The organism is Pedobacter sp. MC2016-24 (assembly GCF_015223055.1).
GTDB lineage: Bacteria > Bacteroidota > Bacteroidia > Sphingobacteriales > Sphingobacteriaceae > Pedobacter.
Genome location: NZ_JADFBX010000003.1, coordinates 136,792 through 154,477 on the forward strand (window position 1 = coordinate 136,792; position 17,686 = coordinate 154,477).

The following is a 17,686-nucleotide window of genomic DNA, read 5'->3' on the forward strand; positions in this document are numbered from 1 at the left end:
ACACCATGAATCATATGAAATCATCCATCGTTGCAGTGCTGTCCGTATTGCCTTTTCTCGCAGTCGCACAGGAAAATTATACCCTCAGGGTCAACATTAAAAACGTTAACCCATCGGCAAAGGCTTATTTGAATTATAAGGTAAACCAGAAAATCTACCAGGATTCTGCAGGTTTAGTAAATAACCAGTTTATTTTTAAAGGAACTCAAAAGAATAAAATGAAGGCTTTCGTTTTATTAAGCCATGAAGGAAGGCCGGTTAAGGCGATGGAGGGGGCTGATCAAGTGGCTGTGTATCTTGAAAATGGGACAATTGAAGTCAGCACCAGCGATTCGCTGACCCAGGCTACTGTGGGCGGTACAAGTCTCAACCATGACCAGCAGGAGATGACTGATATCTTACTGCCCTTAAAAAAATCGGGCAGAGCGATCGTCGCAGCATACGACAAAGCTGAGGGAAATGCAAGTTTGCAGGAAAAACTAAAAGCTGATTACGCGGCCTTCGAAATTCGTAAAAAAGAAGCCATTGAAACTTTCATTAAAAACCATCCAAATTCATTGGTAAGTTTGAACCTGCTGCTTACTGCTGTAGATCCAGCTCAGGATATGCTTAACGCCCGGACACTCTTTAATGGTTTAACTGCAGAAGTACAAAATTCTGCCAACGGGCAGACCTATAAAAACGCAATTGCAGCGGCTAAAATGGTCGAGGTTGGCAGCCAGGCCCCTGATTTCACGGTAAAAAATACAAAAGGTGAAGACATCTCCCTGGCGTCGTTTAAGGGCAAATACATCCTGGTGGATTTCTGGGCCAGTTGGTGCGTCCCTTGCCGTAAAGAAAACCCAAACCTGGTTGCGTCCTATAACCAGTTCAAAAATAGAAATTTTACGGTTTTGGGTGTTTCCCTGGATGGGATAAACAGCAAACAGCAATGGATAGACGCAATTGCTAAAGACGGACTGATCTGGGAACAGGTATCAGAATTGCAGGGCTGGCAGAGTCCGGTGGCGCAGCTTTACAAAGTAAGCACCGTTCCAGCCAATTTTTTAATTGATCCGCGCGGTAAGATCATCGCACGTGACCTCCATGGGGATCAACTCAATCAAAAACTAAAAACTATTTTATTTTAATATTCAGAGAAGCGCATGCCGATGTATTGATATCGGCATGCTTTCTTGAACCATAACAAATGAACTACATGAAAAAAGCATTGATCGCCGTATTGGCGTTAACACCTTTAGCCGCTTTGGCGCAGCAACAATATACCATTAGTGGAACAGTAGGTAAAGTAAAATTCCCTGCCACCGCTTATGTAGCTTATCAGGAACGTGGACAGATGAAATTCGACTCGGCCGCCGTTAAGCCAGACGGTAAGTTTATGATCAAAGGCACGGTATCTGTACCTATGAAAGCCTTTGTGATGCTGGGACAAAATGGAGAAAAGTTGAATTCAAGACCTAGCCCAGACCAGGTTGCGGTTTATCTTGAAAATGGTACTGCTGAAATCACTACACCTGATTCTTTGTTCAGGGCAAAAGTTGGCGGTACGCCACTAAATCAAGACCAGCAAGAGCTTATGTCTTTTTTAATGCCGCTGAAGATGACTGAAGCCAAAATGAATGCCGATTACAATAAAGCGGAAGGCGACAAAGACGCACAGGCGCAGATCCAGGAAGTGATGGTAAGCCTGGCCGAGGCGAGACTGCAGGTTGTGGAGGACTACATCAGGAAACGTCCCCAATCATTGGTGAGTTTAAACCTGCTGCGCAGCGCCATTGATCCCAATCAATATCCTGAAAAAGCCAATGCTTTATTCGATGGGCTTAGTGAAGCATTAAAAGCTTCGCCTGCCGGACAATCTTTCTTAAATAAAATTGGAAAAGCAAAAGCCTTAACCTTAGGCAATATGGCTCCGGATTTTGTGTTAAAGAATACTAAAGATCAGGACGTAAGTCTATCCTCATTTAGAGGAAAATATGTATTGGTCGATTTCTGGGCCAGCTGGTGTGGCCCCTGCAGAAGAGAGAACCCAAATGTAGTTAAAGCATATGAGAAGTATAAGTCCAAAAACTTTACAGTACTTGGCGTATCCTTAGATGGGGGCGAAAATGCAAAAGCGAAATGGGTGGATGCCATTGCTAAAGACGGCCTGACGTGGGAGCAGGTATCTGACCTGAAAGGTTGGGGTAGTTACGCCGTTCAACTCTATCACATCAGTGCTGTTCCAGCTAACTTTTTACTGGACCCGACAGGAAAGATCATTGCAAGAGACCTGCGTGGTGCTGAGCTTGAAGCAAAACTGGCAACCTTACTTTAATAGAAATGGTAAATTTATCTCATTTATTATTGAAGAAAAAGGAGGGTATTGTGGTACTCCTTTTCGGGTTCTTGTCGTATTTTTCAGGATATGCTCAGGCTGTGGATCATGACATTTATATTGATTATAACGAGTTGCTCGGCAATGTGGCTAAAAACCTCACTGCCGCGCAAACAAAAGTGCCTTTCGGAAGCTCCTCCCGGTTAAAGGAACAAACACTTGCTTTATCTAAAGGGGCGAGGGCGAAAATCCCATTATTGCCCAATCCCGGTAAACAAATTATGAAAGTTGAAGATATCATCAAAGAACGCAAAGATGGTGTCTTAATGATCTATAAATACTATAAAGCTACACATCGGGAACCAGCAAAAGTACAATTGTATGCTACTGCTACTGCCTTAACTGAAGATGGGATCTGCCTATCTAACTGGCATGTATTTATGGGCATCATACAAACTGAAGAGGAATTGCCCGTTAATGACAGCCTGACTTTTGTGGTCACTTTAAAAGGTGATGTTTACCCGATTGAGCGGATTTTAGCCTATAGCAAGGATGCTGATGCAGCCATATTTAAAATCAATACAGGAAAGGATCGCCTCCGTTCGATTCCATTAGGTACAACGCTTCAGGTGGGCGAAACGGTACATACACTAACCAATCCCGATCAATATGCCTATTATTACAGCAGGGGCGTGGTAGCCCGAAATACTGCTGATCATAAAATTGGCCCAATGGGCAATAGGATGGAAATCACTGCCGATTACGCCAAGGGCTCAAGCGGTGGCCCTATCCTGGACGACCGGGGCAATATGGCAGCAATGGTTTCAACCACGCACTCTATTTATGCCCGGGATCAGCCACAAGTCAATTTACAGATGGTCATCAAAACCACGATTCCTGTAACCTCTATCCGAAATTTAATTTTACCAAAATAAAAACCATATGAAAAACCTTTTAAGCCTCATCACCATTGCATTAATCTGCTGTACCTCAAATTTATTTGCTCAGGTCAGGTTAAACGGTGACATCAAAGCAATTGGAAATTCGAGTCTGATCATCCAATATTACGAAGGAAGTGTAAAAAAAGATACGACACTTAAAATTACCAATGGGAAATTCATCTGGGCGGCACCGGTAACCGAATCACAAAAGATTACCATAATTTTTCCAGGAAGGGCAATTTATATTTTCGTAGATCCGGGAGAAATGAGCATAAAAGGTACCAGGGATTCAGTAGATCATCTTCTGGTAAGCGGTTCAAAAACAAATGACGAGGCTGTTGCGTATGCACAAAAGATAAAACCTTTAGTGGAAGAGGATAAACTGCTGTCTGCACAATACGGCAAGGTAAGCGGAGATGAGGAATTGAAAAGGGAAGAGCGGTCTATAGCTATTGCCAACCAGAAAAGGGCAATGGCAAATAATTACGTCAGCAGTCACAGAGAAAGTGCTTTTAGTTTAAACCTGGTTACAGAATCCTGCAGACTAGGTAGCTATGAAAGTGTCTTGAAGATGTATGATCTGTTGGATACAAAAATCAAGTCCACTCCAGAAGGCAAGCGCATTGCAGAGCGTTTGGCTGTACTTAAGCATAGTGCAATTGGCGAAAAGGTGAAAGATTTCACCTTGAATGACCAGGATGGAAAGCCGGTAACTATTGCTGCGTTTAAAGGAAAATATGTATTGATTGATTTCTGGGCAAGCTGGTGTTATCCCTGTCGCGAAGAGATTCCCAATCTGATCAGAAATTACAATGCCTATAAAGACCAGAATTTTACCATTTTGAGCATTTCACTGGATGAACATCAAGACAAATGGTTGAATGCAGTAGCAGCGCATAAAATGGCCTGGACACAATTGATTGATCTGAAAGCCTGGGAGGGTGAACTGGTTACGCATTACGGTATAAAAGGCATTCCGAGTACCTTACTTATCGATCCCAATGGAAATATTATAGCCAAAGATTTGAGAGGGATAGCTCTGAGTAATAAACTAAAGGAATTATTTAAAAAATCATCAAACGGATGAAGAGATTAATATGAAGGCGCAACAATGCTCCTTCATATTACCTATAGACCCCAAGGCTTGCCTTGGGGTATTTTATCTGATGTGGTATTTAAAGCCATCTTTCCAGTGTCTTGGCTAGTATTTCAATCATGAGCAAAGCAAAAGTTGATCATAAAATACGAATTATAATGCTTTATTCCTTTTAAATTCAGTTGGCGTAACCCCATACTTACTTTTAAACACGGTCGAGAAGTAGTTTGGTGTAGAAAATCCAACCATATAGGTGATTTCTGCGATGGAGTAACTTTCATTAATCAGTAAGTAACTGGCTTTTTTAAGTCTTCGGTTCAGGATATAATCGGTAATGCTACAATCCAGCAAAGCTTTAACTTTACGATACAGTTGTACCCTGGATATACCTATGGTTTTGGCAATGTCGTCCACATTGAAATTTTCATTGCCCAGGTTTTCCTCTACAATCCCGGCAAAATCATTCAGGAATTTTTTGTCCAGACTTCTTGATACCTGGGGCTTTCCTGATGAACTGATGTCGCTTGTATAGTGTGCTTTCAGCAATTCCCTGGTTTTAAGCAGGTTTTTTGCACTGGCCATGAGGTAATCGTAATTGAAGGGTTTCACTATATAGGTGTCTGCCATACTTTCCAGACCAAAGATTTGTTGTTCCAGGCTGCCCTGTGCGGTGAGTAAAATAATCGGAATGTGCGAAGTGCGTAAATCTGATTTCAGCTGTGTGGTCAGTTCCCTGCCCGACATGCCCGGCAACACAATGTCTGAGATGATCAGATCGGGTACTTCCCGGTACGCTGCGGCTATTCCCTGCTCGGCATCAGCAGCCGTAAAAACTTCATATTGGGCGCTTAATTTCTGGCTTAAATAATTCAACAGATCCGGATTGTCCTCAATAAGAAGTATCGATTGCTCTTTTAAAGGATGCGCTACGTCCCGCTCTTGCTCAGCAGGCTCATCCAGATCCGTCGTGTAAATCCGGGCATGCTCATACAGTTCTGTTTTATCCAATTGTTCCTGTCGTTGCTCTGCCTCACTAAAGTGCGCATTTCCTGCAGGAAGGCTTACCACAAATCGCGTGCGCTTATTTTTGATGCTCTCTACCACAATATCGCCATGATGCAGGCGCATCAGTTCTTTGGATAAGGACAACCCAAGTCCGGAGCCCTTGGTTGATGAGCCTTCGGCCTGGTAAAAATGTTCAAATACATGAAGCAGGTCTTCCTCACTCATTCCAGCGCCATTGTCTTCTACTGACACATAAATGAATGCCGCTTCCTGCCAAACATCTACCGTAATGGTACCATGCTCCCTGCTAAACTTTAAAGCATTAGACAATAAATTGAAGATAACTTTGTCCAACATATTGGCATCAAACCAAGCCATCAGCTCTGTTTTTTTGGCAACCATCCGCAGGCCTATATTCCGTTTTTGTGCATTGTGCTGAAAGCTATCCGAAATTTCCCGTATAAATTCAACCAGGTTGTTCTCCGAGACTTTAATTTTCATTTGTGCATGTTCAATCTTCCGGTATTCGATCAGCTGGTTGATGAGCCGGAGTAAGCGGAATACGTTTTTATGGATAAGTTTCAAATTGCTGCCTGCAAGTGCTTTGATCTTTTCTTGCTTCAACAGATCTTCCAGCGGAGAGAGGATCAGCGTCAGTGGCGTCCGGAATTCGTGAGACATGTTCGTGAAAAAGTTGAGCTTGGCTTCTGTCGCCAATTTTGCTTTTTCCGACATCTCAATCAACTGGTTCCGCTGACTGAGTATTTCCTGGTTGTTGGCCTCCAGGTTTTTGTTAATCTTCCGGTTTTCCAACAAAGAATAAAAGGCCAGTCCGCCCAAAACAATGGCCAGTACCAGCGTAATTACAGTTACATTCAGCACCATTTGCTGATCTTTAAACAATACCTTTTGTTCATCCAGCAAGGTTTGCTGCCGTTCAATATCTTTTTGCTGACTGCGGATTTTATTCCACTGCAGCTTCATCAGTTCCACGTTGGAGGGATCAATCACAAGCGAGGCCAGTGTATTTTCTTTAGAGAATGGTTCCTTATTCAGGATTTTAAAAGCCGTGCTGATGGCTTCTTTACCACCTGTTGGATATAAAACGCTGGCGTCAATAATTCCATCACTCACCATTTCCAATCCGGCCCCCTTGCCAGATAAGGCATCCACACCAATGATTTTTAGACCAGGATTGAGGTTCAGCTTTTTTACAATCTCCCGGGCACCAGATGCCATTACGTCGTTGTGTGCAAAAATAACCGATGCCGAACGCAATTCGGGCTGTATTTTCATCAGCTCTGCTGCCGCATTTGGTTTTAGCCAGTCGCCATAAACTTCTTTGCTGATCCTTAACCCTTTAAAAGGCTTCAACCCATCAGCAAAGCCCCTTTGCCTTTCAATGGTAGGGGATGATCCCGGAAGGCCCATCACTTCAATCACATTTCCCTTTTCTTTCCATGCCGCGCCAAGGTATTCGGCGGCCATTTTACCAATCTGGTAATTGTTTGCCCCAACATACGCGGTATATAAACTGGATGCCGTTTTACGGTCAATCACAATCACCGGAATTCCCTTTTTGTAAGCCTCTTCCACCACCTGGGTTAAAGGTTGGGCCTCATTGGGCGAAATGATCAGCAAATCAATGTTTTGATCCAGCATCTTTTTGACCTGCTCCACCTGTTTTTTGCTGTTGCCATCCGCGTCGGCGTAAATGAAGTTTGCATCCGGGTGCAGGGAAAGCTCCATGCGCATTTCTTCCAGCATCCCCTTACGCCACAAATCAGAACCTATACACTGCGAAAATCCAATCACAAACTCCTGATGTTTCTTTTTCTCCGTACAGCCAGTCCACAGCATGGTCAGGAGTACAAAAAATACCGGACAGCTAAATAAGAAAAGTCTGGACTTAATCACAAATATGGTCGTATTTATATTGGGTTAGGGCAGCCTGTATGATTGCATGAGAAGTAAATGTAAAAAAAATGTACGCTAAGACAAAATTGCGCAATAGGAGCTAGGGTAGCACAACAGATACACATGTATCAAAACTGTAAGTATCGTGTTCATATAGTGAAGATTTGTACTTTTTGAAAGTTTTTGTTTTAGTTAATTGATTGTAATTCAGTGTTTTGTTTAATGTTTGAAAATTGTACGAATTTGAAATGATATTGATCACCAGGGGCTGTCATTTCGGCTAATTTGCGTTTCGTTAACCATAATATAACATAAACGTATGAGCAAACATTCCGTCCTGGCCTGGTCCACGGTCGTAGCCCTTGGCGGCTTTTTATTCGGATTCGACACCGCAGTAATTTCCGGTGCAGAAAAATCAATTCAACAATACTGGCACCTATCCGTATTTGAACATGGACTTACCATATCTATTGCTTTAATCGGTACTGTAATCGGATCACTGATCGGGTCACAACCTTCCGATCGCTTCGGACGTAAAAACACCCTTTACTTTGTGGCCCTGGCTTACTTGCTGTCTTCCTTAGGAACCGCACTTGCCGACAACTGGCATGTCTTTTTGGTATTTCGTTTATTGGGCGGTTTAGGGGTTGGCATTTCATCGGTTGTTGCACCAATTTACATTTCAGAAGTGTCACCTGCCAACAGACGTGGTCGCCTGGTTGGTTTGTTCCAGTTCAACGTGGTATTGGGTATCCTGATTTCCTACCTTTCCAATTACCTGATCAGTCAGGGCGGCGAAGCTTCCTGGCGTTGGATGCTGGGGGTACAGGCTTTTCCATCCCTGATATTTTTAATCCTGATCTATTTCATTCCTGAAAGTCCGCGCTGGCTAATTCTCAAAAAAGCTGCATATGATAAGGCATTGGAAATCCTCCGCATTATCAATCCTTTGAATTGTGAGGAGGAGTTAACAGCCATCAAAAATTCCGCTTTAAAAATGGATGAGCATAAAGGAAAAAATGAAAGTCTGTTTTCGGCACAATATAAAAAACCAGTGATGCTGGCCATGCTGTTTGCTTTTTTTAACCAGGTGTCCGGAATCAATGCCATCATTTACTATGCCCCGCGCATTTTCGAAATGGCAGGTTTAGGTGCACATTCCTCGCTTTTATCCACGGTGGGCATCGGATTGATCAATTTCATTTTTACTTTAATCGCCATCAATTTCATAGATAAAATAGGGCGTCGTGTATTGATGCTGGTGGGTTCATTTGGTTTGATCGCCGCATTGTTCCTGGTGGCTTATACCTTTTACAGCCACAATTACAGTGGTTTTGCCGTGCCGGCTTATATGATGATGTTTATCGCCTTCTTTGCCTTTTCGCAAGGGGCCGTCATCTGGGTATTTATCTCCGAAATATTTCCCAATTCGGTGCGTGCCAAAGGTCAGACCCTGGGTAGCTCTACACACTGGGTAATGGCGGCCATCATTGCTTTTTGCTTTCCCTACCTGGCCGAAACCTTCGGGGGTGCCCTTACCTTTTCTTTTTTTGGAAGTATGATGGTCTTACAACTGATATTTGTATGGCGTTTTATGCCTGAAACCAAAGGCCAGTCCCTGGAGGAAATTGGAACTCATTTAACCCTGCATTAAAATTAAGAATATGAAGAGTCAATCGAATAAATCGGTCGTGTGTTTCGGCGAAGTACTTTGGGACTTGTTGCCAGCTGGTAAGAAACCCGGAGGTGCGCCGATGAATGTGGCTTATCACCTCCATAAACTGGGACTTAAAAGTCACATGATCAGTAGTGTGGGGCAGGATGAAGCCGGATTGGAATTGCTTGATTTTTTGAAATCTATAGCACTACCTTTAACTTATATCCAGCAAGAACCTTTAAATCAAACCAGTACCGTTCAGGCCACTGTGGGCGATAACCACGAAGTCAGCTATGAGATTCTTTTTCCAGTAGCCTGGGATTTCATTCGCTGGGAGCCGGCACATGAGCAATTGATCAGTCAGGCCGATGCTTTTATTTTTGGAAGTCTGGGCTCCAGAAATGAAACGTCGAGACAGGCCTTGTTTAAAATGCTCGACTATGCAAAGTACCGTGTTTTTGACGTGAACATTCGGGAGCCACACTATACGCCTGATTTTGTGACCCAATTGCTGGGGAAATGTGACCTGGTTAAATTGAACCTTGCGGAGTTGGAAATGATTGCTGCCTGGTACAATCCGGCCTGTGCCAATGAACTGGACAGGATTGAATTGCTTTTTGAGCGTTTTAATTTTCAGGAAGTCATCATTACCAAGGGAAGCAAAGGTGCTACGTATTATACCGAAGCTATCCGCTATGATTATCCGGCCTACCTGGTTGATGTACAGGATACCGTAGGTAGTGGTGATTCTTTTTTAGCTGCTTTTCTGGCCATGAAGTTAAGTGATGAGCCTTTAGAAGAAATGCTGAACTACGCCGTAGCAATGGGGGCATTTATCACCTCTAAATCCGGTGCATGCCCGCCTTATAGTAAATTTGACCTCGAAAGGTTTATCTGGAAGAGAAGCTTGAGCAATACCCTTTTTTAATAAAAACGAACCAATATAAACCAATAAACTTAAGCGTATGAGCAAATATGTTCTACTAATTCTCGCTATGTCCTGTTGTTTTCAGCTCAGCAGGGCGCAGCAAAAAAACACGGTCAGCGGTCAGGTGACCGATAGCAAGGGCGAAACCTTAATTGGTGTAAATGTACTCCTTAAAGGAACACGGATCGGGACGGCAACAGATGCAAACGGGAAATACAGTCTTGATGTACCTGGAAGTGAAGCCATTTTAGTGCTTTCCTATATGGGTTTTTTAACCCAAGAAGTCCCGGTTGCCAACCGCAAAACCATAAATGTGGTTTTGGAAGCCGATGCCAAAGCACTTAACGAAGTTGTCGTTACCGGTTATCAAAGTGAACGCAAAAAAGATTTGACTGGTTCTGTTGCGGTGGTTGATGTGGATGAAATGAAAAAACAAGCCGTAGCCAATCCCATCAAGGCCTTACAGGGGCAGGTTGCCGGGATGTACATCACTGGTAATGGCGCACCAAGTGCCCCGGCCACAGTCCGCATCCGGGGCATCGGAACTTTAAATAACAACGATCCATTGTACATCATTGATGGTGTACCCACCAAAGCGGGAATGCATGAACTGAATTCGGCCGATATCGAATCCATCCAGGTGCTTAAAGATGCTTCTTCAGCCAGTATTTATGGCTCCAGGGCAGCAAATGGGGTAATCATCGTAACCACCAAACATGGTAAAGCCGGAGGCACGCAGGCCAGTCTGAATGCCTATACCTCCCTCTCAACCTATGTAAATAAACTCAAAATGCTGGATGCAGAAGGTTATGGACGTGTACTCTGGCAGGCCAGTGTAAACAGTGGTTTTGACCCAAACAGCAATGGAATACAGTATCAGTACGACTGGAAGGTTGATCCATCCACCAATTTACCCGTGTTAAATAAAGTCATGGTACCTGAATATTTAAATGCCTCGCAGACTTTGAAATCGGCCAATACAGACTGGTTTGATGAAATTTCCCAAATGGGAGTCATTCAAAACTACGATGCGCAATTGTCAAACGGTACAGAAAATGGGAGTTACCTGTTGTCATTGGGTTATTTTGACAATAAAGGCATCGTCAAAACCACAGGCTTCAACCGGATTTCAGCCCGCATGAATTCCGATTATAAATTGTGGAATGGCGCAGTCACAATCGGACAAAACCTGAGCCTGACCAAGACCAAAGAAGTGGCCGCAGATATCATCAATTCCGCGTTGCAGGCATTGCCTATTATTCCGGTGCATACGGTAGATGGCAAAGGTTGGGGCGGCCCCGTAGCCGGGATGAACGACCGCCAGAACCCGGTAAGGGTATTGGAAGACAATAAACAAAACGGTTACGACTACATGCGGTTATTTGGTAATTTCTTTGCAGATGTGAAGTTGATGCCAGGACTGGTATTTCGTTCCAACTTTGGTATCGACTATGGAAATTACAGTTCCAGAAACTGGCAAAAGAAATACCAAAGCGGATACCTGGTCAATGATGTAAACAAAGTGATCAATAACCAGACCCACAATACCAAAACCACCTGGACAAATACCTTAAACTATAAACTGGAGCGCGATAAACACCGCCTGGACGTGATTGCAGGAACAGAGTATTACCGCGAAAAAACAACTTCTTTCATGGCCTCCAGGGAAGGATTTGTGTTGGAAGATCCTGACTATATGTACCTGGATGCCGGGACTGGCATCAAAGACAACAGTGGAAGCGGGGCAGAAAGTGTGTTGTTCTCTTACCTCGCAAAAGCCAATTACTCCTTTATGGACCGGTATTTACTGAGTGCCACGATACGTTATGACGGCTCTTCCCGCTTTGGTAAAAACAACCGGTTCGGAACTTTTCCTGCATTTTCAGCAGGATGGCGTTTAAGTGAAGAATCTTTCATTAAAAACCATACCGCTGTTTTCGACGATCTGAAATTGCGTTTTGGCTGGGGTAAAACCGGCAACCAGGAAATCAACAACAACGCCATTTATAACATTTACCTGTCTAACTACAACATTACAGCCTACGACATCAATGGCAATAAAAGTGGCGTATTGCCATCCGGATTTTACCTTTCACAGAATGCCAATCCAGACCTGAAATGGGAAGCCACTGAGATGACAGATCTGGGGCTTGATTTCTCCATGTTTAACCAAAAGATTTATGGTAGTGTTGGGTATTACCTCAAAAAAACCTCAGATATCTTATTGCTTCCACCTTATATCGGGGTATTGGGAGAAGGTGGTAATACCTGGGTTAACGGCGCGTCTATGCAGAATAAAGGGTTTGAACTGAGCCTTGGGCACCGGAGCCAGATTGGCCGCGACCTAAAACTGGACCTAAGCGGTAATTTTGATGTGGTTAGAAACCAGGTCACCCACTTGCCTGCTGAAGTGATCAATGCCTATGGCGGAGATGGCAGGGGACAGAATATCCTGGGCAGGGCTTATGGATCCCATTTTGGTTACATTACAGACGGACTTTTCAAAACTCAGGCCGACCTGGATGCACATGCGGAACAAACCGGTAAAGGCCTCGGCAGGATCCGTTACCGCGATTTGAATGGCGACGGCATCATTAATGATTATGACCGCACCTGGATTGGTGTGCCCTTACCCAAATTTACCTATGGGTTCAATGCCGCCATCAATTATAAAAACTTCGACCTTTCATTTTTGCTGCAGGGTATCGGATCTATTGATGTGAAGAATGATGCCAAGTACTTTACAGATTTCTGGAGTGCAGTAGAATCTTCTTCAAACAAAGGTGCACGATTATTGAATGCCTGGACACCTGCCAACTTCAATTCAAATATTCCCGCTGCGGCCTTAACGGATGATAATTTTGAAGCCCGTTTCTCTACCTATTTTATTGAAAACGGCGCTTACCTGAAATTAAGAAATGCCCAGATCGGGTATACGTTCAATACCAGGCTGATCAGTAAAGTGAAGCTGAAATCGCTGCGGCTGTATGTTGGCGGGGATAACCTGGCGATCTTGTTGAAATCAAAATCCTTTACCGGCCTTGATCCGGAGAATCCGGGTTTTGGTTATCCGAATCCTATGGTCATTACCGGTGGTATTAACATTAAATTTTAAAATCATGAAAAGATATCTATATATCATACTATTGGCCGTTTTGGCCTTGGGCTCCTGTAAAAAAGCATTGGATGTAGGACCTAAAGGTTCTTTAAATGAAGATCAGGTCGCTACACCGGAGCAGGCCGAAGGCTTTGTCATTGCCGCTTATTCCCAACTTGGAAATGATGAGATCAACCGTGCTTTCAGCATGTATCAATATGGGAATATACGTGCCGATGATGCCTATAAAGGTGGAGGTGGAATCAATGATGGAGATGTTTTTCATGCCATGGAAACCTTTGTCAACTCGCGTCCGGATCAATGGAATTATGATGTAATCTGGTTTAACATCTATGTGGGGATCAGAAGGGCCAATGAAGGCCTTCGCGTCATCAGTAAATTTACATCAGATGAATACCCATTGGTTAAAGAACGCAGTGCAGAATTGCGGTTTTTACGCGGCTATTGGTACCTGATGCTCGAAAATCTGTTCAAAAATATCCCTTACATTGATGAGAAATTGCCATCGCAGGATTATAAAAATGTAAAAAACAACGAGTTTACACGCGATCAGATTTTAGAGAAGATTGCTGCTGATTTCCAGTTTGCCGCAGAAAACCTACCCGTTAAACAAACACAGGTTGGCCGCGCCAATAAGTATGCTGCCTACGCTTTTCTGGCCAAAACCCGATTGTTTCAGGCTTATCAGCAAAATGAAACGCATGCAGTGACCAATATCGATCCTGCCAAATTACAACAAGTGGTACAGGCCGCAGACATGGTTACTGCTTCCAGTTATAAACTCCAGCCTGATTTTGCGAATAACTTTTTATCCGGCAGTTTTGAAAACGGTGTGGAAGCGATCATGTCGGTCCAGTTTTCTACAGATGATGGTGCTGGCCGGGGGCGGGTAAACTTCGGCGACATGCTGACGGTGCCACAAGGTATCGGCTGCTGTGATTTCCAGAAACCTTCTCAAACCCTGATGAATGCTTTCAAAACGGATGCGGCAGGTTTGCCTTTGCTGGATACTTACAACCAGCAGAATGTCGATTTCGCGGTAAACACAGTTGATCCAAGGGTAGACCATACCATTTCCAGACCAGGGGCGCCCTGGAAATATGATCCAAACCGTGTGGTGACTACCGCCTGGAGCCGGAACATTCCGGTTTATGGCACCTATAACTCCATGAAAGAGAACGTTTCTCCGGATTGCGACTGCTTCATTAACCTTGCACCATTTTTTGGAAATACCAAGGCCAGAATTATGATCCGGTATGCCGATGTGCTGTTGTTTAAAGCAGAAGCACTGATTGAACTGGGCCGTCAGAATGAGGCCTTACCTTTGATCAACGAAATCCGGGATCGGGCCGCTAAAAGTACGGCCCGTTTGGTGATGGCCAATGGACAACCGACGTCCAGATATGCTGTCAAAGCTTATACACCTGGCGTAAACATCATCTGGAACCAGGAAAATGCACGTAAAGCTTTACGTTTTGAACGACGCCTGGAAATGGCATTGGAGGGCGAGCGCTTTTTCGACCTGATGCGCTGGGGCATTGCCGATCAGGAAATGAATGCATTTTTCAATGCAGAAAAATCAACCAGGAGCATTTATCAGAATGCCCGGTTTACCAGGGGAAGGGATGAGTATCTGCCCATTCCTCAAAATCAGATCTTCTGGAGCGAGAACCGCTATGTGCAAAATCCAGGCTATAATTAATCCCACAGCTAAATCAGAAAAAGATGACCAGCAATTTCAAACCAACAATCCTACTTTGCCTGTTGATCACAGCAGCATTGCTGTGGGGCAGTTGTAAAAAAGATAAAAATACAGGCTTCAATGTCGATGCCCCGGTTCAGTTTACCGCATTTAACATCAATAATGTCGCCGCCGAGATCAACCAGCAAACCGGGCAGATTCTGGTAAACCTGCCTTTTGGAACCGACCTTACAAGCCTGACACCGGTGTTTAATTTACCTGAACAGGCCAGTGTAACACCTGCAGCGGGGCAAAAGCTAAACATGACCGGCGCTGTAACTTACCGTATTACCAATGGCAACGTGTATAAGGATTATACCGTGCTGGCCAAAATTGTTCCACCTTTGGTGTCATTTGTCATCAATGGCGTGGCCGGAACAATAGACCAGGAAAGTAAAAGCATTTCGCTGATACTTCCGGATGGCACAGATCTCAGGAATCTTAAACCTGTCATTGAATTGCAGAGTGGCGTTCAGGTTGCCCCGGCAGCAAACCTTGCCCAGGATTTTTCCAAACCGGTAGCCTATACCGTAACTCAAGGCAATTTGAGTGTCGTTTATCAGGTTAATGTGATCAGCAATTCCATTAGCGAATATGCTTTCCTTGGCCTGGCTACATCCAGGGCAGCAATTACCAATCCGGATGAGAAAGCAGCAGCCGATTGGTTCTTTACCAATTATCCAACTGCCGACTATGTGTCCTTTCAAAGTATAGAGAGTGGGCGTCGACTGTCTAACTACCGGGTAATATGGTGGCATTTTGATTCGGCACAAGATTTACCGGCAGCAGCATTGAGCACAAGTGTGGTCACTGCGTTTAAAACTTACCGGGCGGGCGGTGGTGCTTTATTACTAACTACCTATGCTGCACGTTATGTAGAAGCCCTTGGGGTAGTTCCGGCAGGAAAAGGCCCTAATAATGTATTTGGTGATTTTGGCGATACTGCTGGCTTTGTTGAGGCCAACAGCAATTGGGGGATTTCGTTCCGTACACGCGAGCAACATCCTATTTTTCAAGGTCTGGAAACATACGAACCTGGTAAAGCCTGGCTGTTGCAAAAAGGAACCTTTAGGAAAAACCATACGGCATGGTGGTATGTCAATGAATGGGGCGGTTATGGCGATGGGGCAGGCTGGCGTGCACAAACAGGGGGTGTAAACCTGGCTTCAGAGAATTGGGATGATGCCCTGAACGGCAGGGTAGGTATTGCCGAATGGCCATCCGCTACCGCAGGCAATGTGGTGATAATAGCCTTTGGTGCTTACGATTGGTATTCTGAACCGCTTGCTGGTGGCAGTACAAACAACCTTTACCTGGCTAACATTAAAAAGATCACTAAAAATGCCATCGACTATTTAAAAAAATAAGCAGCCATTAACGACATCAAAGATTTGAAATATGATTTTTAGAAAAATTATTTTAACAGGCACGCTTGCGATCGCATTGCTGGCCTGCAGTAAAGAAAAAGGAATTGGACAGGCTGAACCTTTTAAAGAGGAGGCATTTCGTCTATTCCCTAAGCCGGTGATCAGTCCGGCTGCTTCAAATGGCCAGCAAACAGGTTGGGTGGGCGACGTCATGCCTTATTTTGTCAATGGGCAATTTGAACTCTTTTTTCTGCACGATGCGCCCAATCAGGTTAAACAAAGCAGTGCGGGACAGCATCCCATCCATAAATTCAGCTCCAAAAACCTGCTGGACTTTAGTTACGATGGTGAGGCGATCTCCTATGGAAATAAAAGTACACAGGACCACCTGATTGGAACGGGATCTATGGTTAAAGCCGGCGACCTGAACTATTTTTACTATACCGGGCACAACAGCACCAATACCTGGTTGCAGAACAATAATCCCGGATGGGCAGATGGCAATTCCCGCGAAGCGATATTGTACGCAACCAGTAAGGATATGGGCAGCTGGACAAAAAAGAATGGCTTTGTACTGAAAGCACCTGATGGATACTCCAGGAATGATTTCAGGGACCCTTATGTTTTTTACAACCCAGAGTTTTCGCAATATTGGATGTTGGTGAGTACCCAAAGTTCAGGCAAAGGCGTAATTCTGGTATATACCAGCACAGATCCGGCAACAGATCAATGGACGTTAAAAGGTCCTTTAAATGTCGACAGCGATTACCTGATGCTGGAGTGTGCCGATATCTTTAAACTGGACGATAAGTATTATATGTTGTTTGCTGAGGACTGGAGTAATACCCCGGGAACGCATTACCGGGTAGCCAATTCAACGGCGGGCCCCTGGTTAAAACCTGCAGATGGCCAGGATATGTTTGATGGATACCAGTTTTATGCGGGCCGTTCTGCATCAAATGGTACACAACGCTTTGCCTTTGGCTGGGCACATCGCCGTAATCCCGAAAATGATGGTGGCAGCAAAACCTGGGGCGGCAACCTGATCAGCCATCAGCTGTTTAAAACCGGTGCAGATAAATTGGGTGTGAAAAGTCCGGATGCGGTTTATGCTTATTTTACCAAACCGGCTGATCCGGTAGTGATGAGCACATCGGGTACCGTAAACCAGGCTGCAGGTACATATGTGCTGACCGGCGGTTCGGCTAAAGCACAGTATACATTTGGCAGCATCAATGGTACAACCCAGATTAAAGGTAGCCTGAGTTTGGCCAACCTCGTTGGTACCGCAGGTATTGGTTTCAACACACAGAAAAATAACAACAGCAGCTATGTCATTAAATTTGAACCCGCCAGCAAACGAATCGCGGCTTACAATAACGGTGTAGAAATTACCCGGGTTCCCTTCAATTGGGAGGCCGGAAAGTCTTATTCCTTTAACCTGGTGATTGATGGTTCGGTGGCGGTGCTTTATCTGAATGACCAGGTTGCCTTAACCAACCGGATCTACAGCCTGCAGTCCAACTCCTGGAGTTTGTTTGCCGAAAACAATGTGTTAACGGTTGGTGGTTTAAAGACATCAATTCATTAAATTATATT

11 protein-coding genes are annotated in these 17,686 nt (G+C 44.3%); 10 read left to right on the forward strand and 1 reads right to left on the reverse strand.

From position 1 onward, the window contains the following. The first annotated feature begins 14 nt into the window (after positions 1–14). The 4 genes from IM797_RS08950 to IM797_RS08965 all read left to right on the forward strand — a co-directional run bounded on the left by IM797_RS08950 (position 15) and on the right by IM797_RS08965 (position 4,345). The gene (locus IM797_RS08950) at positions 15–1,130 is read left to right on the forward strand and encodes a TlpA disulfide reductase family protein (RefSeq protein ID WP_194126778.1); all 1,116 of its coding nucleotides are present in this window, start codon (positions 15–17) and stop codon (positions 1,128–1,130) included. Between the two features lie 68 nt (positions 1,131–1,198). Beyond that, a complete protein-coding gene (locus IM797_RS08955) occupies positions 1,199–2,317 on the forward strand; it encodes a TlpA disulfide reductase family protein (RefSeq protein WP_228098777.1) in 1,119 nt (372 codons plus the stop codon). Positions 2,318–2,346: 29 nt separating this feature from the next. Next, positions 2,347–3,252 carry a serine protease gene (locus IM797_RS08960; protein WP_194126779.1) on the forward strand — a complete coding sequence of 302 codons (906 nt, stop codon included), beginning with the start codon at positions 2,347–2,349 and terminating at the stop codon, positions 3,250–3,252. Positions 3,253–3,259: 7 nt separating this feature from the next. Continuing rightward, the gene (locus IM797_RS08965) at positions 3,260–4,345 is read left to right on the forward strand and encodes a TlpA disulfide reductase family protein (protein WP_194126780.1); all 1,086 of its coding nucleotides are present in this window, start codon (positions 3,260–3,262) and stop codon (positions 4,343–4,345) included. Positions 4,346–4,507: 162 nt separating this feature from the next. Here the strand turns inward: IM797_RS08965 and IM797_RS08970 are convergent, their stop codons facing one another. Beyond that, positions 4,508–7,276, reverse strand: coding sequence for a substrate-binding domain-containing protein (locus tag IM797_RS08970; RefSeq protein ID WP_370583072.1), 2,769 nt, complete (start codon positions 7,274–7,276; stop codon positions 4,508–4,510). 319 nt (positions 7,277–7,595) lie between these two features. On the opposite strand from IM797_RS08970, the gene IM797_RS08975 reads away from it, so the two are divergent. The 6 genes from IM797_RS08975 to IM797_RS09000 are packed head-to-tail and all read left to right on the forward strand — an operon-like array spanning position 7,596 to position 17,678. Next, the gene (locus tag IM797_RS08975; RefSeq protein ID WP_194126781.1) at positions 7,596–8,930 is read left to right on the forward strand and encodes a sugar porter family MFS transporter; all 1,335 of its coding nucleotides are present in this window, start codon (positions 7,596–7,598) and stop codon (positions 8,928–8,930) included. Positions 8,931–8,940: 10 nt separating this feature from the next. Then, entirely contained in the window at positions 8,941–9,861 is a 921-nt protein-coding gene (locus tag IM797_RS08980) for a carbohydrate kinase (protein WP_194126782.1), read from the forward strand. 37 nt (positions 9,862–9,898) lie between these two features. Next, the gene (locus tag IM797_RS08985; protein ID WP_194126783.1) at positions 9,899–12,976 is read left to right on the forward strand and encodes a TonB-dependent receptor; all 3,078 of its coding nucleotides are present in this window, start codon (positions 9,899–9,901) and stop codon (positions 12,974–12,976) included. Between the two features lie 4 nt (positions 12,977–12,980). Next, the gene (locus IM797_RS08990) at positions 12,981–14,681 is read left to right on the forward strand and encodes a RagB/SusD family nutrient uptake outer membrane protein (RefSeq protein ID WP_194126784.1); all 1,701 of its coding nucleotides are present in this window, start codon (positions 12,981–12,983) and stop codon (positions 14,679–14,681) included. A 23-nt stretch (positions 14,682–14,704) separates the two neighbouring features. Further along, on the forward strand, positions 14,705–16,087 hold the full coding sequence (locus tag IM797_RS08995) for a DUF4960 domain-containing protein (RefSeq protein ID WP_194126785.1): 1,383 nt from the start codon (positions 14,705–14,707) through the stop codon (positions 16,085–16,087). 31 nt (positions 16,088–16,118) lie between these two features. After that, on the forward strand, positions 16,119–17,678 hold the full coding sequence (locus IM797_RS09000) for a glycoside hydrolase family 32 protein (protein WP_194126786.1): 1,560 nt from the start codon (positions 16,119–16,121) through the stop codon (positions 17,676–17,678). The last annotated feature ends 8 nt before the right edge of the window (positions 17,679–17,686 follow it).